The following is a 26441-nucleotide window of genomic DNA, read 5'->3' as shown; positions in this document are numbered from 1 at the left end:
ACGACCTTCTCCTACTCCCGCCCCGCCGACGAGAACGACATGTCCGCGTACCGGTCCCCCGCCACCTTCGAGGCGATCGGCTCCAGCAGCCCCAGCTCGTCCTCCGTCAGGACGATCCGCGTGGCCGCCGTGTTCTCCTCGACCCGGCCGCGGCTGCGCGTGCCCGGAATCGGCACCACCGGCAACTCGAGCAGCGCCGCCTGCTGCTGCACCCAGGCCAGCGCGATCTGCCCGAGCGACGCCCCGTGCGCCTCGGCCACCGCACGCACCGGCTCCAGCAGCGCGGCGTTGGCGGCCGCGTTGTCGCCGGTGAAGCGCGGCATCGTACGGCGGAAGTCGTCCGAGGTCAGATCCTGGTCGGCGTGGACGAACGAACCGGTGAGGAAGCCGCGCCCGAGCGGCGAGTACGGCACCAGCCCGACGCCCAGCTCACGCACCGCCGGCACCACGCCCGCCTCGATGTCCCGGCTGAAGAGCGACCACTCCGACTGCACGGCCGCGATCGGGTGCACGGCGTGCGCGGCGCGCAGCTCCGCGCCGGTGACCTCGCTCAGCCCGAGGTGCTTGACCTTGCCCTCGCGCACCAGCTCGGCCATCACGGCGACGGTCTCCTCGATGGGGATGTCCACGTCACGGCGGTGCATGTAGTAGAGGTCGATCACCTCGACGTCCAGCCGCTTCAGGCTCCCCTCCACGGCCTGGCGGATGTACGGCGTGTCGTTGCGGATGACCCGCTTCGTCGGCTCGGCGGGATCACGGAAGATGCCGAACTTCGTGGCGAGGACCACCTCGTCGCGGTGCGCCTTGACGAAGGGCGAGATGAACTTCTCGTTCTCCCCGGCCCCGTACACGTCGGCCGTGTCGAAGAGCGTGACGCCGAGTTCCAGCGCCCGCTCCAGGGTGGCCCGGGCCTCGGCGGTGTCCGTGGGCCCGTACGCGAAGCTCATGCCCATGCAGCCGAGGCCCTGTACGCCGACCTCGGGGCCGCCGGTGCCCAGTTCCACCTTCGCGATCCTGCTGTCCGTCATCGAGACCTCTCCGACGCCAGGGCACGCCCGGCGTCCGCATAGAAACTGATCTTGTGGTCGAGCACCGCCAGGGTGTCCTGGAGCTCGGCGATCCGCGCCCGCACGTCCCTGCGGGTCGCCTCCAGGAGCTCGAAGCGCTCGACGTAGGTGTCGTCGCCCGCGCGCACCAGCTCCGCGTACCGCACCATGTCGGCGACCGGCATACCGGTGAGCCGGAGCTTGCCGACGAGGCTGAGCCAGTCCAGGTCGCGGTTGCTGTAGCGGCGCTGGCCGGTGTGCGAGCGGTCGACGTGCGGCATCAGCCCGATCCGCTCGTACCAGCGCAGGGTGTGCGCGGTGAGGCCGGTGAAGGCGACGACCTCGCTGATCGTGTAGCTGTCCTGGCCGTCGGGGCGCCGGTGCCGCTCGGGCGGCGCCGCACAGACGTCGGTCCTGGTGCCGGTCTCGGTGGCCTCGGCCGTGGTCTCCATCACCGTCATGGCCTCCACGCTAAAACCTTGGAGTGCACTCGAAGCAAGCGGATTCGGGTGAGAACCCGTCCGGCACCGTCCGACGGACGCCCGCCGAAAATACGGAGACGTGCGCGGGGCACCCTGACTACCGTGCGGATCATGAGTCTTGTACGCCGCGCCGTGCCCGAGGACGCCGAGGAAGTACTGCGCCTGCGCCAGGTGATGATCGACTCGCTCTTCACCTCCGCCGGCCCCTCGTCCACCGAGTGGCACGCCCAGTCCCTCCCCACCGTACGCGGCAGGCTCGCCGACCCAGGCGGGGACTTCGTGGCCTTCGTCGTGGACCACCCTGACCGCCCCGACCGGCCCGGCGCTCTCGCGGCGCTCGTCGCGGGGACGATCGAGTACCGGATCGGGCGCGCGGGCAATCCGCACGGCGCGGTCGGGCACGTCTTCAGCGTCGCGACCGATCCGGACGCGCGGCGGCGGGGGTACGCGCGGGCGTGCATGGAGACGCTCCTCGACTGGTTCCGCGAACGGAACGTCCTCCAGGTCGACCTCAACGCGTCCGCCGTGGCCGAGCCGCTCTACGCCTCGCTCGGATTCGTCCGCAAGCCCGACCCGTCGATGCGGCTGCAGCTGTGAGCCGCTTAGGCTCGTAGGCATGTCTTTGCAGAGCAGCCTGGCGTCGATCGAGAACTGGCCCGTTCCCACGGCGGCCGCGGCCGTCGTCCGCGCGGACGGGTCGGTGCTCGGGTCGCACGGTCCCGTCGATCACCGTTTCGCCCTCGCCTCGGTCACCAAGCCGCTGGCCGCGTACGCCGCGCTCGTCGCGTACGAGGAGGGGGCGATCGAGCTCGACGAGCCGGCCGGGCCGGCCGGGTCGACGGTTCGTCATCTCCTCGCGCACACCTCCGGGCTCGCCTTCGACGAGCACCGGGTGACGGCCCCGCCCGGGCAGCGGCGGTTGTACTCCAACGCCGGGTTCGAGGTGCTCGGGGACCACATCGCCAAGGCGGCCGACATCCCCTTCGGGGAGTATCTGCGGCAGGCGGTGCTGGAGCCGCTGGGGATGACGGGCACGTCACTGGAGGGCTCGCCCGCGAAGGACGGGGTGTCGACGGTGGCCGATCTCGCGCGCTTCGCCGCGGAGGTGCAGGCGCCCCGGCTCCTCGACGTCCGTACGGTCGCCGAGGCCATGACCGTCCAGTACCCGGGTACGAAGGGGGTGTTGCCGGGCTACGGCCACCAGAACCCCAACGACTGGGGGCTCGGCTTCGAGATCCGCGACTCCAAGTCCCCCCACTGGACGGGGACTTCGTCCTCCCCGCGGACCTTCGGCCACTTCGGACAGTCGGGTACGTTCCTGTGGATCGACCCGGTGGCGGGCGCGGCGTGCGTGGCTCTCACGGACCGGGCGTTCGGGCCCTGGGCGGCCGAGGCGTGGACCCCGTTCACGGATGCGGTGCTGAGGGCCCTACGGGGCTGATCCCGGCGTCGACATCTCCCACAGCAGCAGTTCCGCCGGAGCGTCCGCCACCGCCACCGCCTCCAGGTCCTTGGCCCCGGTGACACGGGCCGCGTCTCCGGGGCCCAGTTCCTCGCCGTTCAGGCGGACTTCGCCCCGTACGACGTGGACGTACACGAGCCCGGCGTCCGGCACCGCCGTGCGTTCGCCCGCCGCCAGGCGGCGTACGTGGAGCATGGCGCCCGCCTCGGGGACCGCGTAGGGCGTGGAGTCCGCGATGCCGTGGACGACCTCGTAGAACGGATCCCCGCCGGGCGCCGCCGGGGCCAGCCACATCTGGACGAACACGAGCGGCGCCGTACCGTCGTTGCGTTCCACGTGCCGGACGCCCCCCGCCGAGCTGAGACGCTGGACGTCCCCGGGGCGGACCACCGACTCGTGCCCGGTCGAATCGCGGTGGGTCAGCTCGCCCTCCACCACCCACGTGACGATCTCGGTGTGGCTGTGCGGGTGCTCGTCGAAACCGGCGCCGGGCACGAGCCGCTCCTCGTTGCAGGCGATCACCGCGCCGAAGCGGAGGTTGCCGGGGTCGTAGTGCGGGCCGAAGGAGAAGGCGTGGAAGGAGACGATCCCGGCTGGCGGGTCCCCACCGGAGTAGCGCTCGTCGGCGCGCCGTACGTCCATCACAAACCCCACCGTAGCCCCGCCCCACGCCCTCTCCGCCCCTACTTGAGACCCTCCGCCGCACACCTCCGTCCTGATAAGGCAGTCTTGTCCCGTGCCCGAACCCGAAGCCAGCAACACCGAGCGCCCAGCGCACACGATCCACACGCACTCCGCGACCCTGAAGCGGCTGGAGAAGTCCTCCGGAAGCCTTGCCGCACAGGCCATCGCGCGGATGGACGAGACGCTGCCGTGGTACCGGGCGATGCCACCGGAGAACCGTTCCTGGATCGGGCTGGTCGCCCAGGCGGGTATCGCGGCGTTCACCGAGTGGTTCCGGCACCCCGACGCCCCGCAGGCCATCTCCACCGATGTGTTCGGGACCGCGCCACGCGAGCTGACCAGGGCCATCACGCTCCGCCAGACCGTCGAGATGGTGCGGACGACCATCGAGGTCATGGAGAGCGCCATCGACGAGGTGGCCGCTCCCGGCGACGAGTCCGTGCTGCGCGAGGCACTCCTCGTCTACGCCCGCGAGATCGCCTTCGCCACCGCCCAGGTCTATGCCCAGGCGGCGGAGGCGCGCGGCGCCTGGGACGCCCGGCTGGAGTCCCTGGTCGTGAACGCCGTACTGTCCGGCGAGGCGGACGAGGGCGCCGTCAGCCGGGCCGCGGCCCTTGGCTGGAATTCGCCCGAACATGTCTGCGTGGTGCTGGGGACGGCGCCCGACGGTGACAGCGAGCTGACCGTCGAGGCGATCCGGCGGGCGGCCCGGCACGCCAAGCTGCAGGTGCTCACCGGTGTGCTGGGCGACCGGCTGGTCGTCATCGCAGGCGGGAGCGACAATCCGCTCGCCGTGGCCAAGTCGCTGATCGGGCCCTATGCCGCCGGAGCCGTCGTCGCCGGGCCGATCGTGCCCGATCTGCTCGCCGCGACCCGCTCCGCACAGGCCGCCGCCGCCGGGCTCAAGGCGTGTTTCGCCTGGCAGGACGCCCCGCGCCCGGTACTCGCGGACGATCTGCTGCCGGAGCGCGCGATCGCCGGGGATCCCTCGGCCCGTGAGCAACTGGTGGAGGAGATCTACAGACCACTGGAGGAAGCCGGTTCCGCCCTGCTCGAAACGCTCAGTGTCTATCTGGAACAGGCGAGCAGTCTCGAAGGCGCGGCCCGCATGCTCTTCGTTCACCCCAACACCGTGCGCTACCGGCTACGACGTGTGACTGACGTCACCGGTTGGTCGCCTTCGGATGTACGATCCGCGTTCACACTACGGATCGCGCTGATCCTGGGGCGTCTGGCCGACGGGGATCCCCAAACCTAGCCTTTTGTCGGGGCTCTACAATTCCCCTTCGTGTTCTTCGTCCCTGTCCCCACGGGCGGCCGTGGCCGTCCACAAGAGAGAGTGTGAGAGTGCTCGTACTCGTCGCTCCCGGCCAGGGCGCCCAGACGCCCGGCTTCCTGACTCCTTGGCTCGATCTACCCGGTGCCGCCGACCGCCTCGCCGCGTGGTCGGACGCCATCGGGCTCGACCTTGCCCACTACGGCACGCGCGCCGACGCGGACGAGATCCGGGACACGGCTGTCGCCCAGCCGCTCCTGGTCGCCGCCGGAATCCTCTCCGCCGCCGCGCTCGGTGACATCGCCGACCTCGGCCCCGGCGCCGTCGCGGGGCACAGTGTCGGCGAGTTCACCGCCGCCGTGTTCGCGGGAGTCCTCGACGACACGGCCGCGCTGGGGCTCGTCCGCAAGCGGGGTCTGGCGATGGCCGAGGCCGCCGCGATCACCGAGACCGGTATGTCGGCGCTGCTCGGCGGGGACCCCGTGACGACGGTCCCGCACCTGGAGAAGCTCGGCCTGACCCCGGCGAACGTGAACGGCGCGGGCCAGATCGTGGCCGCCGGCACGCTGGAGCAGCTGGCCACCCTGGAAGTGGACAAGCCCGAGGGTGTCCGCAAGGTCATCACCCTGAAGGTCGCCGGCGCGTTCCACACGCACCACATGGCGCCCGCGGTCGAGGCGCTGGCGCGGGCCGCCGAGGAGCTGAGCCCCACGGACCCGAAGGTCACCTATGTGTCGAACAGGGACGGCCAGGCCGTCGCGAGCGGCGCCGACGTCCTGCAGCGGCTGGTCGGCCAGGTCGCCAACCCGGTCCGCTGGGACCGGTGCATGGAGACCTTCCAGGAACTCGGCGCGACCGCGCTGATCGAGGTCTGCCCGGGCGGCACTCTGACCGGGCTCGCCAAGCGCGCGATGCCGGGTGTGAAGACCCTGGCGCTGAAGACCCCCGACGACCTCGACGCGGCTCGCGAGCTCATCGCAGAGCACGCTTCTGCCTAAGGAGCCGACAGAGCATGTCGAAGATCAGGCCCAGCAAGGGCGCCCCGTACGCACGGATCCTGGGCGTGGGCGGCTACCGTCCCGTCCGGGTCGTGCCGAACGAGGTGATCCTCGAGACGATCGACTCCTCCGACGAGTGGATCCGCTCGCGGTCCGGCATCGAGACCCGGCACTGGGCCTCCGACGAGGAGACCGTGGCCGCGATGTCGATCGAGGCGTCCGGCAAGGCCATCGCCGACGCCGGGATCAACGCCGAGCAGATCGGCGCCGTGGTCGTCTCCACCGTCTCGCACTTCAGCCAGACCCCGGCCGTCGCGACCGAGATCGCCGACAAGCTCGGCACGCAGAAGGCCGCCGCCTTCGACATCTCGGCCGGCTGCGCGGGCTTCGGCTACGGCCTCACGCTCGCCAAGGGCATGATCGTCGAGGGTTCCGCGGAGTACGTCCTCGTCATCGGCGTGGAGCGGCTGTCCGACCTGACCGACCTGGAGGACCGGGCCACGGCCTTCCTGTTCGGCGACGGCGCGGGCGCGGTCGTCGTGGGCCCCTCCGCGGAGCCGCACATCGGCCCGACCGTGTGGGGCAGCGAGGGCGACAAGTCCGGCACGATCAAGCAGACCGTGCCGTGGGACCGTTTCCTCCCCCACTCTCGACTTCGCTCGAGCGGGGGGACCCCCATCGGCGACATGTCGGAGCTTCCGCTCAACTCCAAGGGCGAGATCAAGTTCCCTGCGATCACGCAGGAGGGCCAGGCGGTGTTCCGCTGGGCCGTGTTCGAGATGGCGAAGGTCGCACAGCAGGCGCTGGACGCGGCCGGAATCACCGCGGACGACCTGGACGTCTTCATTCCCCACCAGGCCAACGAGCGGATCATCGACTCGATGGTGAAGACGTTGAAACTGCCGCAGCACGTCACGGTCGCGCGTGACGTACGCACCACCGGCAACACCTCGGCCGCCTCGATCCCGCTCGCGATGGAGCGGCTTCTGGCGACCGGCGAGGCGAAGAGCGGCGACACCGCGCTCGTCATCGGCTTCGGGGCGGGTCTCGTGTACGCCGCGACGGTCGTTACCCTCCCCTAGGCACTCCGTGCCGGATCACCCGGTCCGTACGGAATACCGCCAACCCTCTGGATACACACCGAAGGAGCGCCTGACATGGCCGCCACTCAGGAAGAGATCGTCGAAGGTCTCGCCGAGATCGTGAACGAGATCGCCGGGATCCCCACCGAGGACGTCCAGCTGGACAAGTCCTTCACCGACGACCTGGACGTCGACTCGCTGTCCATGGTCGAGGTCGTCGTCGCCGCCGAAGAGCGCTTCGACGTCAAGATCCCGGACGACGACGTCAAGAACCTCAAGACCGTCGGTGACGCGACCGACTACATCCTCAAGCACCAGGCCTGATCCAGGGATCGGGCCCGGCCCGATCCCGTGATCAGTCCGTTGCCCCGCCACCCGGCGGTGGCGCCGCTGAATCCTCGTATTTGGAGAAAGAATTCCCGTGAGCTCGACCAATCGCACCGTGGTCGTCACCGGTATCGGCGCAACCACACCGCTGGGTGGCGACGCAGCCTCTACCTGGGAGGGCCTGATCGCCGGCAAGTCCGGTGTCCGCCCCCTTGAACAGGAGTGGGCCGCCGACCAGGCGGTCCGTATCGCGGCGCAGATCGCCGTGGAGCCGGGCGAGGTCATTCCCCGCCCGCAGGCCCGTCGTCTCGACCGCTCGGCGCAGTTCGCGCTGATCGCGGCCAAGGAGGCCTGGGCCGACGCCGGCTTCGTCGGCAAGGCAGGCGAGACCGATTCATCAGCCGCTGGCGCGGCGGGGGCTGTCGACCCGGACCGGCTCGGCACCGTCATCGCCTCCGGCATCGGCGGCGTGACGACCCTGCTCGACCAGTACGACGTGCTGAAGGAGAAGGGCGTCCGCCGCGTCTCCCCGCACACCGTCCCCATGCTGATGCCGAACGGCCCGTCCGCCAACGTGGGTCTGCTCGTGGGCGCCCGCGCCGGCGTGCACACCCCGGTCTCCGCCTGCGCCTCGGGCGCCGAGGCCATCGGCTACGCCATCGAGATGATCCGCACCGGGCGCGCCGACGTCGTCGTCGCCGGTGGTACGGAGGCGGCCATCCACCCGCTGCCCATCGCCGCCTTCGGCAACATGATGGCGATGTCCAAGAACAACGACGACCCGCAGGGCGCCTCGCGTCCCTACGACGTGGCCCGTGACGGCTTCGTCCTCGGCGAGGGCGCGGGCGTCCTCGTCCTGGAGTCCGCCGAGCACGCCGCCAAGCGCGGGGCCCGGGTGTACGCGGAGGCGGTCGGCCAGGGCATCTCCGCCGACGGTCACGACATCGTGCAGCCGGAGCCGGAGGGGCGTGGCATCTCCCGCGCCCTGCAGAACCTGCTCGACAACACCGGTCTGGACCCGGCCGAGATCGTGCACGTGAACGCGCACGCGACCTCGACCCCGGCCGGTGACGTGGCCGAGCTGAAGGCGCTGCGCAAGGTCTTCGGTGACGACGCGGACCACATGGCGGTCTCCGCGACCAAGTCGATGACCGGTCATCTGCTCGGCGGCGCCGGGGGTGTGGAGTCGGTGGCGTCGGTGCTGGCTCTGTACAACCGGATCGCTCCGCCGACCATCAACGTCGACAACCTCGACCCCGAGGCCGAGGCGAACGCCGACATCGTGCGCGGGGAGGCTCGCAAGCTGCCGGTCGAGGGCCGCATCGCCGCGCTGAACGACTCGTTCGGGTTCGGTGGGCACAACGTGGTGCTGGCGTTCCGTACGGTCTGATTTCGGCCGTTGTTGTAGTGAACGGGGTGTGGCCCCGGACTCCTCCTGGGGTCCGGGGCCACGTCTGTTGTTCGTCGGGTGCCGGGCTGTGGGGGCTGGGCGCGCCCACGCGGCGGAGCCGCACAGGTCACAGCCCCGCGCCCCCAAAAGATTCCCCGCGGGCCCGTTACCGGTCAAACCACCTGGTGGAGCCAGCGGACCGGGGCTCCCTCGCCCGCGTAGCGGAAGGGCTCCAACTCGTCGTCCCAGGGCTTGCCGAGGAGTTTGGCGAGGTCGGACTCCAGGTCGCTCTCGCCGCGCTGGGAGCGCAGCAGGGCGGCGCGCAGGCGGTCCTCGGGGATCAGGATGTCGCCGTGGATTCCGGTGACCGCGTGGAAGATGCCCAGCTCGGGGGTGCAGCTGTAGCGCTCGCCCTCGGCCGTGGGGCAGGGCTCGGCGGTGACCTCGAAGCGCAGCATCTGCCAGCCGCGCAGCGCGGAGGCCAGCTTGGAGGCGGTGCCCACCTCGCCCTTCCAGGAGAACTCGGATCTCCAGGTGCCCGGCGCGGCGGGCTGCCTGATCCAGTCGAGGTTGACACGCGTGCCGAGCACACCCGCGACCGCCCACTCGACGTGCGGGCACAGCGCGCGGGGCGCGGAGTGCACGTAGAGAACTCCACGTGTCGTCACTGGGGCCTCCGGACAGAGCGAGACATCTTGTAACTTAGCGGAACGGCAGTGGCAGGGCGGCCACGTGGCGAGGCTACCGTGCGGCGGCGCAAGGAGTGTGACGTACCGTCGGTCCCAGCACCCAGAAACATTGAGGTTTCACCCAAGGGGACGCGGTGCGACCGACCGTGTACTGCGGGGTGTCGGCCGGCCGGGTCGGAGAGCTGCCGACCGAGCGTGCCGGAGGGGTGCCGACCGAGCGTGCTCGACGAACGAGGGGACCAGGGGATGCGCAACCGTAGTCACCGTGCGCGGGCTTTCCTCGCCGTCGCGGCAGCGGCTCTGCTGGGTGTCGCCGGGTGCGACGCCTCCGGTGACAACTCCCCGGCTCCGCAGGGCACGACGGCCAAGGCGGCGCCGTCCCCGAAACCGACCCCCACCTGGAACCGCAGTCCGAAGTCGATCGCCGCCGTCGGGGACTCCATCACCCGCGGCTTCGACGCCTGCACCGTGCTGTCCGACTGCCCGGAGGTCTCCTGGGCGACCGGCAGCGACACCAAGGTCCGGAGTCTCGCCGTACGGCTGCTCGGACGGGCCGGGGCCGCCGAGCGCAGCTGGAACTACGCGGAGACCGGCGCCCGGATGGCGGATCTCCCCGGGCAGATGGCGGAGGCCGCCATGGAGAAGCCGGAACTGGTGACGGTGATGGCGGGTGCCAACGACGCCTGCCGCTCGTCGGCCTCGGCGATGACCTCCGTCGCCGACTTCCGCTCCGCGTTCGAGGACGCCATGGACACCCTGCGCGGGGTGCTGCCCAAGACCCAGGTGTATGTGTCGAGCGTGCCGGACCTGAAGCGGCTGTGGTCCGAGGGGCGGACCAACCCGCTGGGCAAGCAGATCTGGAAGCTGGGCATCTGCCCCTCGATGCTCGGCGACGCGGACTCCCTGGACTCGGCGGCGACGCTGCGGCGCGCGAAGGTGCAGGACCGTGTGGAGGCGTACAACGAGGTCCTCAAGGACGTGTGCGCCAAGGACCGGCGCTGCCGCTTCGACGGGGGCGCGGTCTTCGACTACCGGTTCGGCACGGACCAGCTGAGTCACTGGGACTGGTTCCACCCGAGCAAGAACGGGCAGGCGCGGCTGGCGGAGATGGCCTATCGGGTGGTGACGGCGCCGAGGCCGGTGGCCTAGGCCCTGGCTCTGCGGATCCTTGGCCTACGCTTTCGATCATGCACAGCGAACTCTTCGGCACCCTTCCCGACGGCACCGCGGTCCACCGCTGGACGCTGGAGCGCGCCGGGGTGCGGGTGCGGATCCTGACGTACGGCGGGATCGTGCAGTCGGTCGAGGTCCCCGGCCGGGACGGGCCACGCGCGGACGTGGTGCTGGGGTTCCCGGACCTCGACGGCTATCTGGCGCATCCGGAGCCGTACCTCGGGGCGCTGGTCGGGCGGTACGCGAACCGGATCGCCGGCGGCCGCTTCCACCTCGACGGCCTGACCTGCCATCTGGCGCAGAACAACGCCCCGAACTCCCTGCACGGCGGCGAGCGCGGCTTCGACAAGCGGGTGTGGGACGCGCAGCCGGTCGAGCACGGGCTGCGCCTCACCCGGGTCTCCCCGCACGGCGAGGAGGGCTTCCCGGGCCGTCTGGAGGTCACGGCGACGTACACGCTGGACGGGGCGGGCGCGCTGGGCATCGCGTACGAGGCGGTCACGGACGCGCCGACCGTGGTGAACCTGACGAACCACACATACTGGAACCTGGCCGGTTCGGGGAACGCGGGCGGGCACGAACTCCGTCTCGCCGCCTCGCGGTTGACGCCGGTGGACGCGGATCTGATCCCCACCGGCGCGCCGGCCCCCGTGGACGGTACGCGCTTCGACTTCCGCGCCGCGCGGAAGGTCGGCGCCGGATACGACCACAACTTCGTGCTCGACAAGGGGCTCACGGAGACCGCCGTCGAGGTCGCGGAGCTGTACGACCCGTCCTCGGGGCGGGTGGTGACGGTCGCGACCACCGAGCCCGGGCTCCAGCTCTACACGGCGGACCATCTGAGCGATCCCTTCGCACCCGGTGACGGCGTCGCGCTGGAGACCCAGCACTTCCCCGACTCCCCGAACCGGCCGGAGTTCCCGAGCACGGAACTGAGGCCGGGCGGGGTGTACCGGTCGAAGACCGTGTACGGGTTCGGCGTACGGGGTTAGCGCGGGGCCCGGGAACCGATGAGCCCCGGTCCGGATGTCAGGTTCCGGACCGGGGCTGCTCGGGGGGGGCTTGTCCCGGCTCAGACGTTAATCCTCGCCGCGACCCGACGGTCGATGATCGAGCGCCCTGCCGCAACCTCGTACGAACCTTTCACAAACGCCCAGGTGCCGGCCGCCTCGTCCCAGGTCTCGAAGACGCGGCGCGGGAGATCGAGGACAACGTCGACGCTCTCGCCCGGGGTCGGTCCCGACCGGCGCCAGGTAGACCTGGACGACCTCGCGTCCGGCGCGTTCACCGGTGTTGCGGACGCGGACCGTGACCGTCGTACGGCCGTCGCCGTCGCCGTCACCACCGTCGCCGTCGCCGTCGCCGTCGCCGAGTTCGATCGACTCGTACGTCCAGTCGGTGTAGCCGAGGCCGTGTCCGAAGGCGTACGAGGGGGTCCTGCCCTCCTTCTCCCAGGCGCGGTAGCCGATGAACACGCCTTCCGTGTACGGGAGTTCACCGGCCTCCGGGACCACCTGGGTGACCGGGGCGGCCGCGAGGGAACCCCAGGTGGTGGGCAGGCGGCCGCCGGGCTCATGGGCGCCCGTGAGGACGTCGGCGAGGGCCGCGCCGCCCTCCTGGCCCGGGAACCAGCTGAGCAGCACGGCCGCGACCTCCTCGCGCCACGGCAGCTCCACCGGGGAGCCGGAGTTCACGACCACGACGGTGTTCGGGTTGGCGGCGGCGACGGCGTGCACCAGCTCGTCCTGGCGGCCGGGCAGGCGGAGGTCGCGCCGGTCGAAGCCCTCGGACTCCACGCGGTCGGTGGTGGCGACCACGACCACGGCGGTGTCGGCGGCGCGGGCGGCCCGGGCGGCCTCGGCGATCAGTTCGTCGGGGTCGCGCTGCGGGTCCTGGTGGGCGAGCGCGAAGCCGACCGTCTTCAGCGGCGCGCCCTCGGGGGCGACGATGACGTGGCGCAGGGACACCTCGTACGCCTCACCGGCGCTGAGGTCCACCCGGGCGCGCTCGACGGGGGCTCCGAAGAACGCCTCGAAGGGGTCGTCCTTCGTACTGCGCTGCGTCCCGTCGAAGTGGACCGTGCCGTCGACGGTGAGCGTGAACACGCCCAGGCCCTTGACGCCGAAGGTGTGCGTGCCGCTCTCGCGCGGGGTGAAGGTGCCGGTCAGCTCGACGCTGTGGAGGGTGGCGTGGGTGACGCCCTCGGGGAGGTCGTTGCCCATCCACTGGATCTGGCCGTTGGGGGCCGAGCGGGTGCCGATGACCGTGCCGGCCCGGTCGCGGCAGACCGCCCGCAGCGCGAACCCCTTGTCGGCGACGGCAAGTTCCTCGCTCGGGTCGGCCCCGACGGCATACGTCAGGCTGCCCTCGGGGAGGGCCGCGGTGAGGCCGTCGAGGGGCGAGACGACATGGGCGGGGAAGACGGTGGCGGAGCCGCCGCCGAGGACGCGGGCGTCGCGGCCGGCGGCGCCGATCAGAGCGACCTTGTGCCCTTCCACGAGCGGGAGGGCCCCTTCGTTGCGTACGAGGACGAAGGAGCGGCGGGCGATCTCGCGGGCCAGGGCGTCGCCGTCCACGGTGGCGGGCAGCTCGGTGACGACCGGCTGGGCGCCCTCCAGGATGCCGACCCGGGCGGCGAGCCGCAGCACGTTGCGGACGGCGGCGTCGACCGTCGCCTCCTCGACCTCGCCGGCGCGTACCGCGGCGGCGAGCGCCTCGCCGTACACCGTCCGGGGGCCGGGCATCGCGACGTCGAGGCCGCCCTCCATGGCGCCGACCGTCGAGCGGGCGGCCGTCCAGTCGGAGACGTTGAAGCCGTCGAAGCCCCATTCGCCGCGCAGGATCTCGTTCACGAGGTGGCGGTGCTCGGTCATCGTGGTGCCGTTGACCGTGTTGTAGGCGGTCATGATGCCCCAGGGGCGGGCGTTTTCGACGATGGCCTCGAAGGGGGCCAGGTAGAGCTCGCGCAGGGCGCGTTCGGAGACCAGGTTGTTCACCGTGAAGCGGTCGGTCTCGGCGTCGTTGGCGACGAAGTGCTTGACGGTGGTGCCGACGCCGCCGGACTGGACGCCCCGGACGTACCCGCTACCGATCTCACCGGTCAGATACGGGTCCTCGCTGTACGCCTCGAAATGGCGGCCGCCGAGCGGGGAGCGGTGCAGGTTGACGGTGGGTGCGAGGAGGACGTGGACGTGCTTGCGGCGGGCCTCCTGGGCGAGCAGGGTGCCGGCGCGGCGGGCGAGGGCCGGGTCCCAGGTGGCGGCGAGGGCGGTCGGGGAGGGGAGCGCGATCGACGGGTCGTCGGCGGTCCAGTGGACACCGCGTACGCCGATCGGGCCGTCGGACATCACGAGGGACGCGAGGCCGATCTCGGGCAGCGCGGGCAGCGACCACGCGTCCTGCCCGGCGAGCAGCCGCGCCTTCGCGTCCAGGTCCAGCTTGCCGAGAGCCGCCTCGACGATCGCCTCGCGGGCCTCGTCGGCCGGTGTGCGCGTTCCCGCCATCGCGGTGCCTCCTCGCTGAAGTCCGTGGACGCCTCAATCCTGCCTTGGCCGCCGGCAAAGGAATCGGAACCGCAACCATCAATTGAGCAACCCCCGCGGCGAGCAACCACGTCCGCGAGAGCGGCGGCGGTTTAGCCGCAAAGGAAGGAACGGCGCGCCGAGATCGTGCGCGCGGCCCTGGAGGTGATCGCCGAGCGCGGCTACCGGGGCGCGAGCATGGCGGCGGTCGCGGAGCGCGTGGGGCTGACCCAGCAGGGGCTGCCGCACTACTTCCCGACGAAGGACGCGCTGCTCGTCGCGGTGCTCAAGGAGCGGGACCAGTGGGACGCCGTGCCGGACACCCGGTGGCGGGTCGATCTGCTCGTCCCTCTGGTCGAGTACAACGCCATGCGGCCCGGGATCATCCAGACCTTCTCGGCGCTGCTCGGCGAGAGCGTCACCGAGGGGCATCCGGCGCGCGGGTACTTCACCGAGCGGTACGTGCGGGTGCGCGCCAGCATGACGGCGGTGCTGCGCGCCGAGTACGGGGAGCGGCTGCCGAACGGGCTCACGCCGGAGCGCGCGGCTCCCCTGCTGGTGGCGGTGATGGACGGCCTGCAGTACCAGTGGCTCCTCGACCCGGAGTCGGTGGACATGCCGGGGGCGTTCCGGGACTTCCTCGCACTGCTCGGCGAGGGCTGAGCCCCTCACTACCGGTGCCGGACCACGGCCGGCACCGGTAGCGCCCGGAAGGGATCACTCCGGGCCGCGTGCGCCAGGTACGACCGCGTCGGGCACGGCCACGGCGGACAGGGCGGCCACGACCTCGATCTCGATCAGCGCCTCCGGCTTGAAGAGACGGGAGACCTCGAAGGTCATGCTGGTGGGCGGGGTACCGGTGAGGTACTGGGCCCGTACGGCACCGTACGCGGGGAGCTGGGTGATGTCCGTCAGATACGTACGGATGTTGATGATGTCGGCGAGGCCCGCGCCGTGTGCCCCCAGCAGGGCGTCGATGGTCTCGAAGACGCCACGGCTCTGTTCGGTGAGGTCGGCGCCGTCGGCCACCTGGCCGGACAGGTACAACAGGGCTCCGCCGCCCGGGAGTTCGACCCGTGCCACCTGGGAGTAGTAGGCGTTCGCGGGCTGGGGCGCGGAAGGTGGGTTGTCGAGCCTGATCTGCACGGGAGGCCCTCCTCAGACAGAGCGGCGGATGTGGTCGACGGCCTTCACGATGTCCGCCTCGGCGATGGCGGGATCGGCGGCGGCGCGCTTGAAGTGCTCCAACACCGCCTCCATGACGGGCAGTTCGGCGACCGCCGTGGCGAGGGCGACGTCCTTCGCGGCGAGCTCGGTGGCGAAGTGCACGTCCTCGGCGAAGGCGCGGCCGACGGCGCCGCCGAGCGGGCCGCTCGCCAGGGCGGTGCGTGCGATGTTCTCGTCGATGCCGAGCTTCTCCGCGAGGGCCATGGTCTCGGCGACGAGGGCGACCCCGCCGAGCAGGGCCGTGTTGACGATGAGCTTGAGCGCGGCGCCGGAGCCGAGCGGGCCGGTGCGGGTGACCGTGCCGAGAGGGGCCAGTACCTGCTCGACGCCCGCCACGTCACCGCCCGCGAGGATGCCCAGCTGTCCGGCGGCCGCCTTGTCGGTGCTGCCCGCCACGGGCGCGTCGACGAGCGTCACACCCTGTCCCAGCCGGGCGGCCAGCTCCTTGACCACGTCGGGGCCGACGGTCGACATCTCCACCCAGGTGGTGCCCGGGCGCAGCTCCGGCACGATGGCGTCCGCGACCGCGTCGAGGGCGGCCGGACTGGCGAGCATGGTGATCACCACGTCCGCGTCCCGCGCGGCCTCGGCCGGGGAGGCGGCGAGGGTGGCGCCCTCGGCGACCAGCGGCTGCGCCTTCGCCGCGGTGCGGTTCCAGACAGTCAGCCGGAATCCCGCGCCGAGGAGCCGGCCCGCCATCCCGGTGCCCATGTGCCCGAGCCCGAGGAATGCGATCTTTTCCTTGTGGATCTTTTCCATGCCGCCGACGCTAGGCGCGCACCGGTGATGCGACAAGCGAATGTCTAGCATGGCTCTCATGCCCAACCCGCATGCCGCACCCGATGCCGTGGCCGACCTCTCCACCACCTGGCTGCGGGTCTTCCTGGAGGTCGCCCGGCACGGTTCGTTCACGGTGGCCGCGCGGACCCTCGGCTGGACGCAGTCCGCGGTGTCGCGGCAGATCTCCTCACTGGAGTCGGCGCTCGGCGGGGCCCCGCTCTTCGACCGGCTGCCCCGGGGCGTACGGCTGACGGAGGCCGGGCAGGTCCTCGTGCCGCACGCCGAGGCGGTGGTCGAACGGCTGCACGGCGCGGGCCGCGAACTGGCCGCGCTGCGGCGGGCCGCGGGCGGCCGGCTGCGTTTCGGCGCCTTCGCCACGGCCGACGCGGCGCTCGTACCGCGCGCCATCGCCGCGTTCCGCACCCGTCATCCGGGCGTGCGGCTCACCCGGGAGGAGGGCCTGACGCCCGCGCTCCTGGACCGGCTGTCCACGGGCGGCCTCGACCTGGCGATCGTCTCCACGACGGGCCGCGCCCCGCTGGACGCGTACACGCTGCACCACCTTCTCGACGAGTCCCTGTACGTCGCCGTCCCGGCCGGTCACCCGCTCGCCGCCGAGCCCTCCGTCCGCCTCTCCCAACTCTCCGACGCCGACTGGATATCCGGCGCCGCCCGCCCCGAGGGCACCCTCCTGGACGCGGCCCTGCGGCACGGTTTCCGCCCGCGCGTCGCCCACGTCGTGGCCGAGTGGACGGCCAAGCAGGGGTACGTGGCCGCCGGTCTCGGGGTGACCCTGGTCCCGGCGCTCGCCGCGGAGTCCGTACGCCCGGACATCGCGCTGCTTCCGGTGCGCGACGAGGAGGCGCCGGCGCGGGCGGTGTACGCGGCGACGGCGCGGGGCCGGTCACCGGGACCGGCGGCGCAGGCGTTCCTGGCGGTGCTGCGGGAGGCGGCGGCGCGGATCTCCACCCGACCCGTCTGAGCCGCCCGACCCACCCGACCTGCCTGAGCGCCTGGGCCGCCCGAGCACTCGGGTCGCCGGTGCCCCACCTCATGGCGCACGTCCCCTCCGTCACGCGATACTGCGGCCGTCCGGCAGCTCCCCCCATCACGGCGACGGAAGGCTGAACTCCCTTGACCCACATACGTGTTCGGATCGGAATCGGTGTGCTCGGACTGGCCCTGGTGGGGGGCCTGGCGACGGCGCCCACCGCGTCGGCGGCCGCCGCGAGCCCCGCCACCGTCGAGGAACAGCGCCTCGACCAGGCCGCGCCCCAGGAGATCCTGCGGCGCTCCGGATTCGACACGGTGGCCCCCGCGTTCGCGCGGGCGCTGGAGCGGGCGGGCTCGTACGCGCGGGCCGAGCGCGTCGTCGTACGGCAGGGGGCGCGGCTGTGGCAGCGGGCCGTCGACCGGGCACAGGGCCGGGGCCCGGCGGGCGGCGACCTGAGCCGGGACGACGACCGGCCGCTGTACTGGGCACGGTTGGGTATGACGCGGGAAGTGCGGGGATGGGAACCGCGGTTCGGTCTCACCGAAGCCCAACGTGCCAAGCTGCTGGCCGCGTTGGAGGAGGACTCGCGTGGCCAGAACGCCATCCACTACCCGCCCGCCAAGGGCGTGAAGCGGATCCTCGTCACCGGCTTCGACCCGTTCACCCTGGACCGCGACATCCGGATCTCCAACCCGTCCGGGGCCACCGCGCTCGCTCTCGACGGCACCACGATCCGGACCGCGGACGGCCCGGCACGCATCGAGACCGCCGTGTTCCCGGTCCGCTGGCAGGACTTCGCCGACAGTACGGTGGAACGGACGCTGCGGCGACAGCTGCCGCGCGTGGACCTGTTCACGACGGTGAGCCAGGGCCGGGTCGGCCGCTTCGACGTGGAGCGGACCAACGGGGCCTGGCGAGGCGGCTTCCCGGACAACGACAACGTTTCCCGCACCGAGACGGTCCCCGTCACCGACCCCGCCACGCAGCCGCAGTGGACGTCGACGACGCTCCCCTACGCCCGGATCGTGGCCGCGGCCACGGGCCGCTTCCCCGTGTACGACCACACCTCGGTGACCGAGATCCCCGCGGGAGGAACCGTTCCGGTCGTACGCCCCGACGGACCGACCCCGGGCTCGACGGCCCGCGCCGGGGGCGGCGGGGACTACCTCTCCAACGAGATCGCCTACCGCGCGACGCTGCTGCGCGACCGCCTCGGTCTGCACGACCGGCTGCCCGGCGGGCATGTCCACACGCCCGTGCTGCAGTTCGGCACGGGCAACACGGACCCGGCGACGGGAACGGTCACGGACCCCGAGTTCGTCCGGAACCGGCTGGACATCATCGCCCAGGTGCGGGCGATCGTGACGGTGGCCGCGGACGCGAGTACGTCGGCCGTCGGTGAGTGACGGCTGACGGCCACGGCGAGGGTCACGGTCATGCGGTGGCCGCCTGCTCCTGATCGTCCTCGCGGTCGCCGGCCGGCGCTCCCGTCTCCTCGCCCAGCAGGTCGCGGGCCATCAGCGTGGCGCCCGCGACCGCGCCCGGCATCAGGAAGACGGCGACGAACGGGACCAGGAAGGCGAGGCCCAGGGGGGTACCGAAGCCCCAGACCAGCGTCTTGCGGGAACGGAGCAGGGTGAGACGGTCGCGGAGTTCGACGCCGCGGCGTTGGAGGGCCACCGCGGTCAGTTCCTCGGTGAGGAAGAAGCCGGTGACGAAGAAGCCGATCACGGGGACGACGGTCTGGCCGATGAACGGGAGGAAGCCGAGGGCGAAGAGGAGGACGCCCCAGACGACGGCCCGGGCGAGGACACGGAGGCTGTCGCGTGCGGAGATCCACAGCTCGCGCCAGAGGGGAAGGCCGGACTCCGGGGCCGTGCCGTCCGGGGAGACGTCCTTGTCGACCTTCTCCGAGAGGGACTCGTAGAAGGGCTGGCCGACGAGGAGGGTGACCGCGGTGAAGGTGAGGACGGCGAGGAGGAGGGCGAGGGCGAACAGGACGGCGGTGAGGAAGCCGCGGAAGAGGCCCAGCCAGGGGCTGGACCAGTGGTCGGCGAAGGGGGTGGACCAGGTGACGAAGTCCTCGCCGTACAGGGCCAGGGTGATGAGTGCGGCCGCGTACAGCACGAGGGTGATCAGGCCTGGCAGCAGTCCGAATCCGTACTGCTTTCCGTGCCGTGCCGCCCATCGCTGGCCCTGTATCAGATAGCCGAACCCTGCCCCGAGATCACGCATACGCCGAACCTTACCGGGGCTGCCACCCCACCCCCGGGGGCTCCGCCCCCAGACCCCCGAGGGTCCCTTTTCGGCCGCGGGTGAGTGGGGGCTGGTCGCGCAGTTCCCCGCGCCCCTAAAAGCCCGGCGCGAGCGCCCGTTCCACCAGCCACACGAGAAACTGCGCGCTCGCCCCCACCGACCCACAGCCGACAAAGAACCCCGGGATCTCAAGGGGCGCGGGGAACCGCGCGACCGGCCCCCACCGACCCGCAGCCGACAAAGAACCCCAGGATTTTAAGGGGCGCGAGGAACCGCGCGACCAGCCCCCACCAGCCCACAGCCGACAAAGAACCCCAGGATTTTAAGGGGCGCGAGGAACCGCGCGACCAGCCCCCACCGACCCGCAGCCGAACACAGCCCGCCGGGGGCCTACGTCGGAGTCACCGCCACCACAACCCCCCGGTCCGCCGCAGGCGACACCGCCGCGGCGACCCGCACCGCCGCCTCCCGAGCAACCCACCCCGCCCGCGACGCCGAGGCCAACAGCAACGGCTGCATACGCTCCAGCCCGGAGACGAGGAACTCCTCGCCCGCGATCAGCACCGGCCGGACCGCGTTCGTCGTGGCCGCGGCCGCCTCCGTCAGGTCGGCGAGCGGCGGCAGCGCGGCCCGGACCACCCCCACCCCCGCCACGGCCGCCCGCTCGGCGAGGGCCACCTGGAGCGGCAGCAACGGAGCCAGCGCCGACGTCAACGCGTCGGCGATACGGCGGAGTTCGGGGGACGAGTCGCGCAATACGTCCGCCGCCGCCCGGATCACCGGCGTCAGCGCGAGCATCGCCCCCGCGACCACCCCCGCCACCGCGGGCAGCAGCGGAGACCCCGCCTCCATCAACTCCCCGAGCACATCCGCCAGTTCCTCCACCGCGGGCTCCACCGCGTCCAGGATCGGCAACAGGCTGTCGCCCAGCGTGGCCAGCAGCGCCTGGGCCGGCCCGCTCACGGGATGCACCGCCAGCGGCGCCCCGGTGGTCCCGAGCCGGGTCAGCGTGTCGACGATCCGGTAGAACGTCTCCTGCGCCTGTGGAGAGGCACTGGCCTCGGCGAGCCCGGCCGTCGTCTCGCGCAGCACGCGCAGCGCCTCCGCCCCCGATCCGTCCCGGGGGTCGAGGGTGTTGACGGCGATTCTGGTGATGTTCCCGGCCGTGTCGAGGAGTTGGCCGGTGATGTCGGTCGTGCTGCGCGCCATGCGCAGCACGTCATCCCTGCTGGGGAGCGACGGAATCGGGGACATGAGCCCTCCTCGCCACGCACGGCACGTTGTCTTGTGGCCTCAGCATGCCCTCTTCACCCCATCGCCGATGCGCCATCCGTGGCATCCATGGAATCCAGGACACCCGCCGTGGCACCGAGGCCCTCTTGTTGCGGAAGAGTCGAACAGGTACACCTCGCCGTACCGACCTGTACCGAACCCCTACCAACCTGTACCCAACCCGTACGAGACCTGTACCGCCCCCGAACGACCTGTACCGATCTCAGGCCCCCCACCGGAGGTACAACGCGTGCGCCTACCGAGACCCGTCCTGCTCGCCACCGTGACCGCGACCGCGACCGGATCGCTTCTCCTCACCCCGCACAGCGCCACCGCTGACCGCAAACCCCCCGTCCGCGAAGGATCCACCCAGCCGCAATCGGCCGCGACGACCCCGGCGACCGCCATCCGCAACGCCCTCACCTCGCCGGTGACCGACCTCTCCGGCCTCTCCTCGCCCACCCGCGGCTACCCCCGCGAGCAGGTCCTCGCCCCCGACCCGGAGAACCCGGCGGACAAGTCCGTCAAGCTGGGCCTCATCCCGTACCACGCCATCGCCCCGAAGCTGAACGCCCTGCAGCGGCTCGGCGACCGCGTCAGCGTGGAGGTCGCGGGCCGCTCGGCCGGCGGTCACCGGCTCTTTCTGGTCACCGTCACCGCCCCGGAGTCCGCCGCGGCGGCCCGCGCCCAGGAGCGGATGCGCGAGCTCATCGAGAACGCGCCGGGGGCCGCGGCCAAGGACCCGGCCGTCAAGGCGACGTACAAGACGCCGGTCTTCTTCAACAACAACATCCACGGCAACGAGTGGGAGGGCACGGACGCCTCTCTCAAGCTCATCGAGCAGCTCGCCACGGCAAAGGACGCGAAGACCGGCGACCTCCTCGCCCACAACCGCCTCTACTTCAACATCACGGCGAACCCGGACGGCCGTATCGCGGGCACCCGGGCCAACGCCGCCGGGTTCGACCTGAACCGGGACTTCATCACCGCCTCGCAGCCCGAGGCCCGCGCGATCCGGCAGATCGCCATCGACAAGCAGCCGGCCGTGATGCTCGACCTGCACGGGTACGTCAACGGCACCCTGATCGAGCCGACGACCCCGCCGCACGGCGAGAACTACGAGTACGACCTCTTCCTCAAGAACACCTACGCCAACGCCCTCGGCATGGAGGCCGCCGTCAACGGCCTCGGTTACACCCCCGCGAAGGACGGTGTCGAGCCCGCCCAGATCCCCTTCCGCGACCAGCAGGAGGGCTGGGACGACTGGCCGCCGATCTTCACACCGCAGTACCAGGCGTTCCACGGCACGGTCGCCGCGCACACCGTCGAGATCCCGCTGACGGTGAACAACTCGGCGTACGGCACCCTGCCCGTGGCGGAGCTGCGGCGCCGCTCCGCGATCAACGTGGACGTGGCCGGCGCGGCCCTGCGCGCGACCCTCGACTACGCCCGGGCCCACCGCGCTTCGATCGTCGCCGACCAGATCGAGGTCTTCCGGCGCGGCGCGACGGGCGCGGCGCAGGTGCCGGTCTCCGCCGAGACGGTCCCGGGGGTGCCGGGCATCGGCCCCGAGGACGTCTACACGACCGACTTCCCGCGCGCGTACGTGATCCCGGCGGGCAGCGGGCAGCGCTCGGCCACCGCCGCCGCCCGCCTCGTCGACCACCTCCTCGCAAACGACGTCCGCGTCACCCGCGCGACCCGCGACTTCCGGCTCGCCGGACGGCCGTACCCGAAGGGCTCGTACGTCGTCGATCTGCACCAGCCCAAACGCGGTCTGGCCCATGTGATGCTGGCCGATGGACGGGACATCAGTGACAAGGTGTCGGTGATGTACGACATCTCGGGCTGGAGCCTGGGGCGGTTGTGGGGCGCGACGGTCGTACGCGTGGAGGGTGGCGGGTTGTCGGCCGCGGCCGCCCGTCCGGTGGAGGCCGCCGCCCCTGTCGGGTATGTCGCCCCGCGCGGCGATCTGCGGCTGCGCCTCGACACCCCGCAGGAGATCGCGGCCGTCAACTCCCTCCTGCAGCAAGGGGTTTCGGTATGGCAGCAGGCGGACGGCAGTGCGATCGTGCCGGCCTCGGCCCGTGCGCGGGCCGACGCCCTCGCCCGCACGTACGACGTCGCCTTCGACGCGACCGGAAACAGGGCCACGGCCACGGGCGCCCCGGGAACCCCGTTGCACCGGGTGCGGGTCGCCGCGGCCGTCACCCCGGGCGAGCTCTTCGCGCTGCGCGAGATGAACTTCGACGTCGTGCCGGTGTCGACGGCGATCCTCGACGCGGGCTTCGACTGGTCCACGGCGGATGCGCTGTTCGTGTCGTCGGGGCTGGACCACGCCCGTCTGAACACGGCGGCGCGGACGGCCCTGGACGGCTTCCTCCACACCCACGGTCTCGTCGGCCGCGGGACCGTGGGAGCCGCGCTCAACACGGCGGCCGGTCTGCTCGCCGTGCGGCCGGTGGAGGGCAACGGAGATGCCAACGGTGTGGTGCGGGTGGTGAATTCGGGTGGCCCGGTCACGGCGAACGCCCCCGACCACAGCTTCGTCTACGCGCCCGTCTGGTTCACCGATCTCGGCCCCGGGGTCCGCGTCGAGCAGTCGTACGCGCCGGGTAATCCGCTCGTCTCCGGCCACTGGCGTCCGCTGGCGGACGGGACGGGAGGACCCACGGCGGCGGGCGGCCGGGCCGCCGTCGTCAGCGGCCCGCACGCCGTGCTCTTCGGCACGGAACCGCTCTTCCGTGACCATCCGAAGGGTGAATTCCCGCAGCTGGCAAGGGCGTTGCTGACGGTTTCGCAGGCACAGAAAACAGGCGAACGGGCCATTCGGGCGAACAGGTGAACAGGTGAACACGTGAACAGGTGAACGAGCGGAGGCCGCACCCCACGTGCAGGGGTGCGGCCTCCGCCGGACAGCCCCTAGAACTTGACGATCATCTTGCCGATGTTGTCGCCGCGCAGGACGCCGAAGAACGCCTCCAGGTTGTTCTCGATGCCCTCGACGACCGTCTCGCTGTACTTGAGCTCGCCGGAGCGGACCCAGGCGCCGACCTCCTGCACGAACTGCGGCTGCAGGTCGTAGTGGTCGCCGACCAGGAAGCCCTCGATGCGGCCGCGGGTCTGGATGAGGCGGGCGAGGTTCTTCGGGCCGGGGACGGGCTCGGTGCTGTTGTAGACGGAGATCGCGCCGCAGATGGCGATGCGGCCGTCCCGGTTGAGCTGGCCGATAGCCGCCTCCAGGTGGTCGCCGCCCACGTTGTCGAAGTAGACGTCGACGCCGTCGGGGGCGGCGGCACGCAGCTGCTCGCCGACCGGGCCGTTCTTGTAGTTGAAGGCGGCGTCGAAGCCGTACTCCTCGACGAGCAGCTTGACCTTCTCGTCGGACCCGGCGGAGCCGATGACCCGCGAGGCGCCCTTGAGCTTGGCGATCTGGCCCACCTGGCTGCCCACCGCACCGGCCGCGCCCGACACGAAGACGGAGTCGCCCTCCTTGAAGGAGGCGGTACGCAGAAGCCCCGCGTAGGCGGTCAGCCCGGTCATCCCGAGGGCGCCGAGGTACGTCGACAGCGGCGCGGCCTGCGGGTCCACCTTGACGGCCTGCTTGGCGTCCACGACGGCGAATTCGCGCCAGCCGAAGAAGTGCAGGACGTGGTCGCCGACCTCGATGCCCTCCGCGTTCGAGGCGATGACCTCGCCGACCGCGCCGCCCTGCATGACCTTGCCCAGCTCGAAGGGGGCGACGTAGGACTTGGCGGCGCTCATGCGGCCGCGCATGTACGGGTCGACGGACACGTACGCGTTCCGTACGAGGACCTGGCCCTCCCCCGGCTGCGGGACCTCGGCCTCGACCAGGGCGAAGTCCTCGGGCTTCGGCCATCCGACCGGGCGGCTGACCAGGTGCCATTCGCGGTTGACGGTGGGGAGCGGGGTCTCGGTCATGAGGGTGTGCCTTTCCTGTCCTGCGTGTGTGCGTGCACTACGGCCCTGACACTTCAGTGCAATACTTCAGGCAATACTTCAGTGCCTGAAACAACCATGCTCCTGAATATTTCATGATGTCAAGTAAGAGGGTAGCCTGGAGTGCATGGCCACACAGGAGACACCCCGAGTCGACCCGCTGACCCTTGAGGTCGTCGAACTCATCGGCACGGTGGTGGCCCGCTACCACGAGGAGTACGAGGGCGCTGCCGCTGGGCATGCGTTGACCGGGGCGCAGGCGCGGCTGCTGAGTCTGCTCTCCCTGGAGCCGCTGCCGATGCGGCGGCTTGCCCAGAAGCTGAAGTGTGAGCCGTCGAATGTCACGGGGATCGTGGACCGTCTGGAGGTCCGGGGGCTGGTGGAGCGGCGTCCCAACCCGTCCGACCGGCGGGTGAAGCTCGCGGCGACGACGGATGAGGGGCGACGGGTGGCGCGGTCCCTCCGGGACTCGCTGGACTTCGCGCGGGAGCCGTTGGCCGGGCTCTCCCGCGAGGAGCGACTGTCCCTCCGGGACCTGCTCCAGAGAATGCTCACGCCGTAAGCGTTCGTCGGCTGCGGGCCGGTGGGGGCCGATCGCGCAGTTCCCCGCGCCCCCAGGGTCGGGGCTGCGCCCCGGATCCCCCGCCCGCTCCGGAGTTTTTGACTGCGGGCCGGTGGGGGCTGGGCACGCAGTTCCCCGCGCCCCTTGAGGGCGCCGGCGCGCATCACTCAGCCCGTCCGGCAATTGAGGACGAGGCCGTTCAGGCCGAACGGGGGTCTGGGGGCGGAGCCCCCAGGTACGGGAGGGGACGGGTAGGGGCGGCGGGGGCGAGGAAAACGGTTACGTGCACCACCACAGGAAACGGTTGCACGTCTGCGAAGGCGAAGGGTTGGGGGGCGGGGTGGCCGGGGTCGAGGTCGGCGAGGTCGGGGTGCCGGACGCCTCCGTCGGCGTCGAGGACACCGGATCCGTCGACGCCGAAGGCCCGGCCCCCGCACTCACCGTGGCCGACTGCTCCTGAGTGTCCTTCTTCCCCTCGTCCTTGGACTTGTCATCCTCGGCGGACCGGGACGCCGACGGCGAGGCGGAAGCGTCCGGAGAGGCCGTGGAGGCCGACGCACCCCCGGAAGAACCCCCCGTGTCGCTGAGCGACCGCGCCGTCTCCCCGGCCCGCGAGGACGCCGAACCGTCCGCCGATTCACCCCCGGCGGACGCCGGCCGCGGCAACAGCCCGGGCCCGTCGACACCGAGTTCCGCGAGGCTCAGCCCACCCGCCGCCAGCACGAAGCCCGCCGCGACGAGGAGCGTCCGACGCCGCCGCCGGCGGTGCGCCGCGGCCTTGCGGTCACGCCGGCTCGCACCACCGGGACCGCCCGGACCGCCCGGGCCGGCCGGCCCGCCCGGCCCTTCGTCGGCCCGCCCCCGGCCCCGCCGCCGGGCGGCCCGCCCGAGCCGCTCCCCCGCGCCGTCACCTTCGTCGCCCTCGGAGTCCTCTGAGCCCTCGTCGCGCTCATCACCCTCGTACAACGATTCGGTGTCGGAACCGGCCGCGCGTCCACCCGTTTCCGGACGCGCGCCGGTCGCCTCCGCACGTATGCGGAGCTCTTCGGCTGATGTGCCGCACCCCGGGCAGGCAAGGGCGCCATTGAGGTGCCTTCGGCACGGGTCGCAGTAGTCCATGACGCCGGAAGACTAAGTTCCTCATCGGTAACGTTCATAGTCACAGCTGTGAAAGTTATGTAGTGAACACCCCGTTCCGGTGCTCCGCACGGTCCGTTCACAGCACCGCGTGCGCGACGACCTGACGCATACCGGCAAAAT

24 protein-coding genes and 2 pseudogenes are annotated in these 26441 nt (G+C 71.6%); 15 read left to right on the top strand and 11 right to left on the bottom strand.

The window, feature by feature from the left end; all coding sequences use genetic code 11:
• Window positions 1-11: 11 nt before the first annotated feature.
• Complete coding sequence (locus tag RV986_RS36110; protein WP_475921381.1) at window positions 12-1028, bottom strand: aldo/keto reductase; 1017 nt, start codon at window positions 1026-1028, stop codon at window positions 12-14.
• The gene (locus tag RV986_RS36105) at window positions 1025-1507 is read right to left on the bottom strand and encodes a MerR family transcriptional regulator (RefSeq protein WP_475921380.1); all 483 of its coding nucleotides are present in this window, start codon (window positions 1505-1507) and stop codon (window positions 1025-1027) included. Before RV986_RS36105 ends, RV986_RS36110 begins: the two co-directional genes overlap by 4 nt.
• Before the next feature lie 132 nt (window positions 1508-1639).
• Between RV986_RS36105 and RV986_RS36100 the strand changes: the two genes are divergently transcribed.
• Together RV986_RS36100 and RV986_RS36095 are read left to right on the top strand one after the other, a co-directional pair.
• Window positions 1640-2125 carry a GNAT family N-acetyltransferase gene (locus tag RV986_RS36100; protein ID WP_475921379.1) on the top strand — a complete coding sequence of 162 codons (486 nt, stop codon included), beginning with the start codon at window positions 1640-1642 and terminating at the stop codon, window positions 2123-2125.
• Between the two features lie 19 nt (window positions 2126-2144).
• Complete coding sequence (locus RV986_RS36095; protein ID WP_475921378.1) at window positions 2145-2969, top strand: serine hydrolase domain-containing protein; 825 nt, start codon at window positions 2145-2147, stop codon at window positions 2967-2969.
• On the opposite strand, the gene RV986_RS36090 is transcribed toward RV986_RS36095, so the two are convergent.
• Window positions 2958-3632 (bottom strand): pirin family protein, encoded by a 675-nt coding sequence (locus tag RV986_RS36090; RefSeq protein WP_475924559.1) that lies wholly within the window; start codon window positions 3630-3632, stop codon window positions 2958-2960. The two genes, RV986_RS36095 and RV986_RS36090, sit on opposite strands and share 12 nt — an antisense overlap.
• Window positions 3633-3726: 94 nt before the next feature.
• Between RV986_RS36090 and fasR the strand changes: the two genes are divergently transcribed.
• The 5 genes from fasR to RV986_RS36065 all read left to right on the top strand — a co-directional run bounded on the left by fasR (window position 3727) and on the right by RV986_RS36065 (window position 8747).
• Entirely contained in the window at window positions 3727-4932 is a 1206-nt protein-coding gene (gene fasR, locus RV986_RS36085) for a fatty acid biosynthesis transcriptional regulator FasR (RefSeq protein WP_475921377.1), read from the top strand.
• Window positions 4933-5021: 89 nt separating this feature from the next.
• Window positions 5022-5948, top strand: coding sequence for an ACP S-malonyltransferase (locus RV986_RS36080; RefSeq protein WP_475921376.1), 927 nt, complete (start codon window positions 5022-5024; stop codon window positions 5946-5948).
• Window positions 5949-5962: 14 nt separating this feature from the next.
• Window positions 5963-7030, top strand: a complete 1068-nt coding sequence (locus tag RV986_RS36075) for a beta-ketoacyl-ACP synthase 3 (protein ID WP_475921375.1) — start codon at window positions 5963-5965, stop codon at window positions 7028-7030.
• 75 nt (window positions 7031-7105) lie between these two features.
• Entirely contained in the window at window positions 7106-7354 is a 249-nt protein-coding gene (locus RV986_RS36070; RefSeq protein WP_028800941.1) for an acyl carrier protein, read from the top strand.
• A 97-nt stretch (window positions 7355-7451) separates the two neighbouring features.
• A complete protein-coding gene (locus RV986_RS36065; RefSeq protein ID WP_475921374.1) occupies window positions 7452-8747 on the top strand; it encodes a beta-ketoacyl-[acyl-carrier-protein] synthase family protein in 1296 nt (431 codons plus the stop codon).
• 173 nt (window positions 8748-8920) lie between these two features.
• Here RV986_RS36065 and RV986_RS36060 read toward each other — a convergent pair whose 3' ends face one another.
• On the bottom strand, window positions 8921-9415 hold the full coding sequence (locus tag RV986_RS36060; RefSeq protein WP_067369479.1) for a DUF3145 domain-containing protein: 495 nt from the start codon (window positions 9413-9415) through the stop codon (window positions 8921-8923).
• 267 nt (window positions 9416-9682) lie between these two features.
• Between RV986_RS36060 and RV986_RS36055 the strand changes: the two genes are divergently transcribed.
• Window positions 9683-10585 (top strand): SGNH/GDSL hydrolase family protein, encoded by a 903-nt coding sequence (locus RV986_RS36055; protein WP_475921373.1) that lies wholly within the window; start codon window positions 9683-9685, stop codon window positions 10583-10585.
• A gap of 38 nt (window positions 10586-10623) precedes the next feature.
• On the top strand, window positions 10624-11601 hold the full coding sequence (locus tag RV986_RS36050; RefSeq protein ID WP_475921372.1) for an aldose epimerase family protein: 978 nt from the start codon (window positions 10624-10626) through the stop codon (window positions 11599-11601).
• 80 nt (window positions 11602-11681) lie between these two features.
• On the opposite strand, the pseudogene RV986_RS36045 reads toward RV986_RS36050, so the two are convergent.
• Window positions 11682-14112: pseudogene (locus RV986_RS36045) on the bottom strand (glycoside hydrolase family 3 protein).
• 165 nt (window positions 14113-14277) lie between these two features.
• On the opposite strand from RV986_RS36045, the gene RV986_RS36040 reads away from it, so the two are divergent.
• Window positions 14278-14793, top strand: a complete 516-nt coding sequence (locus RV986_RS36040; RefSeq protein WP_475921371.1) for a TetR/AcrR family transcriptional regulator — start codon at window positions 14278-14280, stop codon at window positions 14791-14793.
• A gap of 54 nt (window positions 14794-14847) precedes the next feature.
• On the opposite strand, the gene RV986_RS36035 is transcribed toward RV986_RS36040, so the two are convergent.
• Both RV986_RS36035 and RV986_RS36030 read right to left on the bottom strand, forming a co-directional pair.
• Window positions 14848-15276, bottom strand: a complete 429-nt coding sequence (locus RV986_RS36035; protein ID WP_475921370.1) for a RidA family protein — start codon at window positions 15274-15276, stop codon at window positions 14848-14850.
• Between the two features lie 12 nt (window positions 15277-15288).
• Entirely contained in the window at window positions 15289-16116 is an 828-nt protein-coding gene (locus RV986_RS36030) for an NAD(P)-dependent oxidoreductase (protein WP_475921369.1), read from the bottom strand.
• A gap of 49 nt (window positions 16117-16165) precedes the next feature.
• Here RV986_RS36030 and RV986_RS36025 point away from each other — a divergent pair, with 49 nt between their 5' ends.
• A complete protein-coding gene (locus RV986_RS36025; protein ID WP_475921368.1) occupies window positions 16166-17119 on the top strand; it encodes a LysR family transcriptional regulator in 954 nt (317 codons plus the stop codon).
• Window positions 17120-17271: 152 nt separating this feature from the next.
• The gene (locus tag RV986_RS36020; protein WP_475921367.1) at window positions 17272-18537 is read left to right on the top strand and encodes a pyroglutamyl-peptidase I; all 1266 of its coding nucleotides are present in this window, start codon (window positions 17272-17274) and stop codon (window positions 18535-18537) included.
• Between the two features lie 28 nt (window positions 18538-18565).
• Here RV986_RS36020 and RV986_RS36015 read toward each other — a convergent pair whose 3' ends face one another.
• Complete coding sequence (locus RV986_RS36015; protein ID WP_475921366.1) at window positions 18566-19366, bottom strand: EI24 domain-containing protein; 801 nt, start codon at window positions 19364-19366, stop codon at window positions 18566-18568.
• Window positions 19367-19777: 411 nt separating this feature from the next.
• A complete protein-coding gene (locus tag RV986_RS36010; RefSeq protein WP_475921365.1) occupies window positions 19778-20641 on the bottom strand; it encodes a hypothetical protein in 864 nt (287 codons plus the stop codon).
• Between the two features lie 268 nt (window positions 20642-20909).
• Here RV986_RS36010 and RV986_RS36005 point away from each other — a divergent pair, with 268 nt between their 5' ends.
• Complete coding sequence (locus RV986_RS36005) at window positions 20910-23504, top strand: M14 family zinc carboxypeptidase (RefSeq protein ID WP_475921364.1); 2595 nt, start codon at window positions 20910-20912, stop codon at window positions 23502-23504.
• Between the two features lie 77 nt (window positions 23505-23581).
• Here RV986_RS36005 and RV986_RS36000 read toward each other — a convergent pair whose 3' ends face one another.
• Complete coding sequence (locus tag RV986_RS36000) at window positions 23582-24601, bottom strand: NADP-dependent oxidoreductase (RefSeq protein WP_475921363.1); 1020 nt, start codon at window positions 24599-24601, stop codon at window positions 23582-23584.
• Between the two features lie 145 nt (window positions 24602-24746).
• Here RV986_RS36000 and RV986_RS35995 point away from each other — a divergent pair, with 145 nt between their 5' ends.
• Both RV986_RS35995 and RV986_RS35990 read left to right on the top strand, forming a co-directional pair.
• Entirely contained in the window at window positions 24747-25181 is a 435-nt protein-coding gene (locus RV986_RS35995; RefSeq protein WP_475921362.1) for a MarR family winged helix-turn-helix transcriptional regulator, read from the top strand.
• A 283-nt stretch (window positions 25182-25464) separates the two neighbouring features.
• Window positions 25465-25641: a hypothetical protein gene (locus RV986_RS35990; protein WP_475924745.1), complete on the top strand. Its 177-nt coding sequence runs from the start codon at window positions 25465-25467 to the stop codon at window positions 25639-25641.
• A gap of 272 nt (window positions 25642-25913) precedes the next feature.
• On the opposite strand, the pseudogene RV986_RS35985 reads toward RV986_RS35990, so the two are convergent.
• A pseudogene (locus tag RV986_RS35985) lies at window positions 25914-26300 on the bottom strand (SCO2400 family protein); the annotation flags it as partial.
• Between the last annotated feature and the right edge of the window lie 141 nt (window positions 26301-26441).

It is taken from the genome of Streptomyces sp. RLA012 (assembly GCF_056270325.1).
This window is presented reverse-complemented; position numbering and strand designations above follow the sequence as displayed.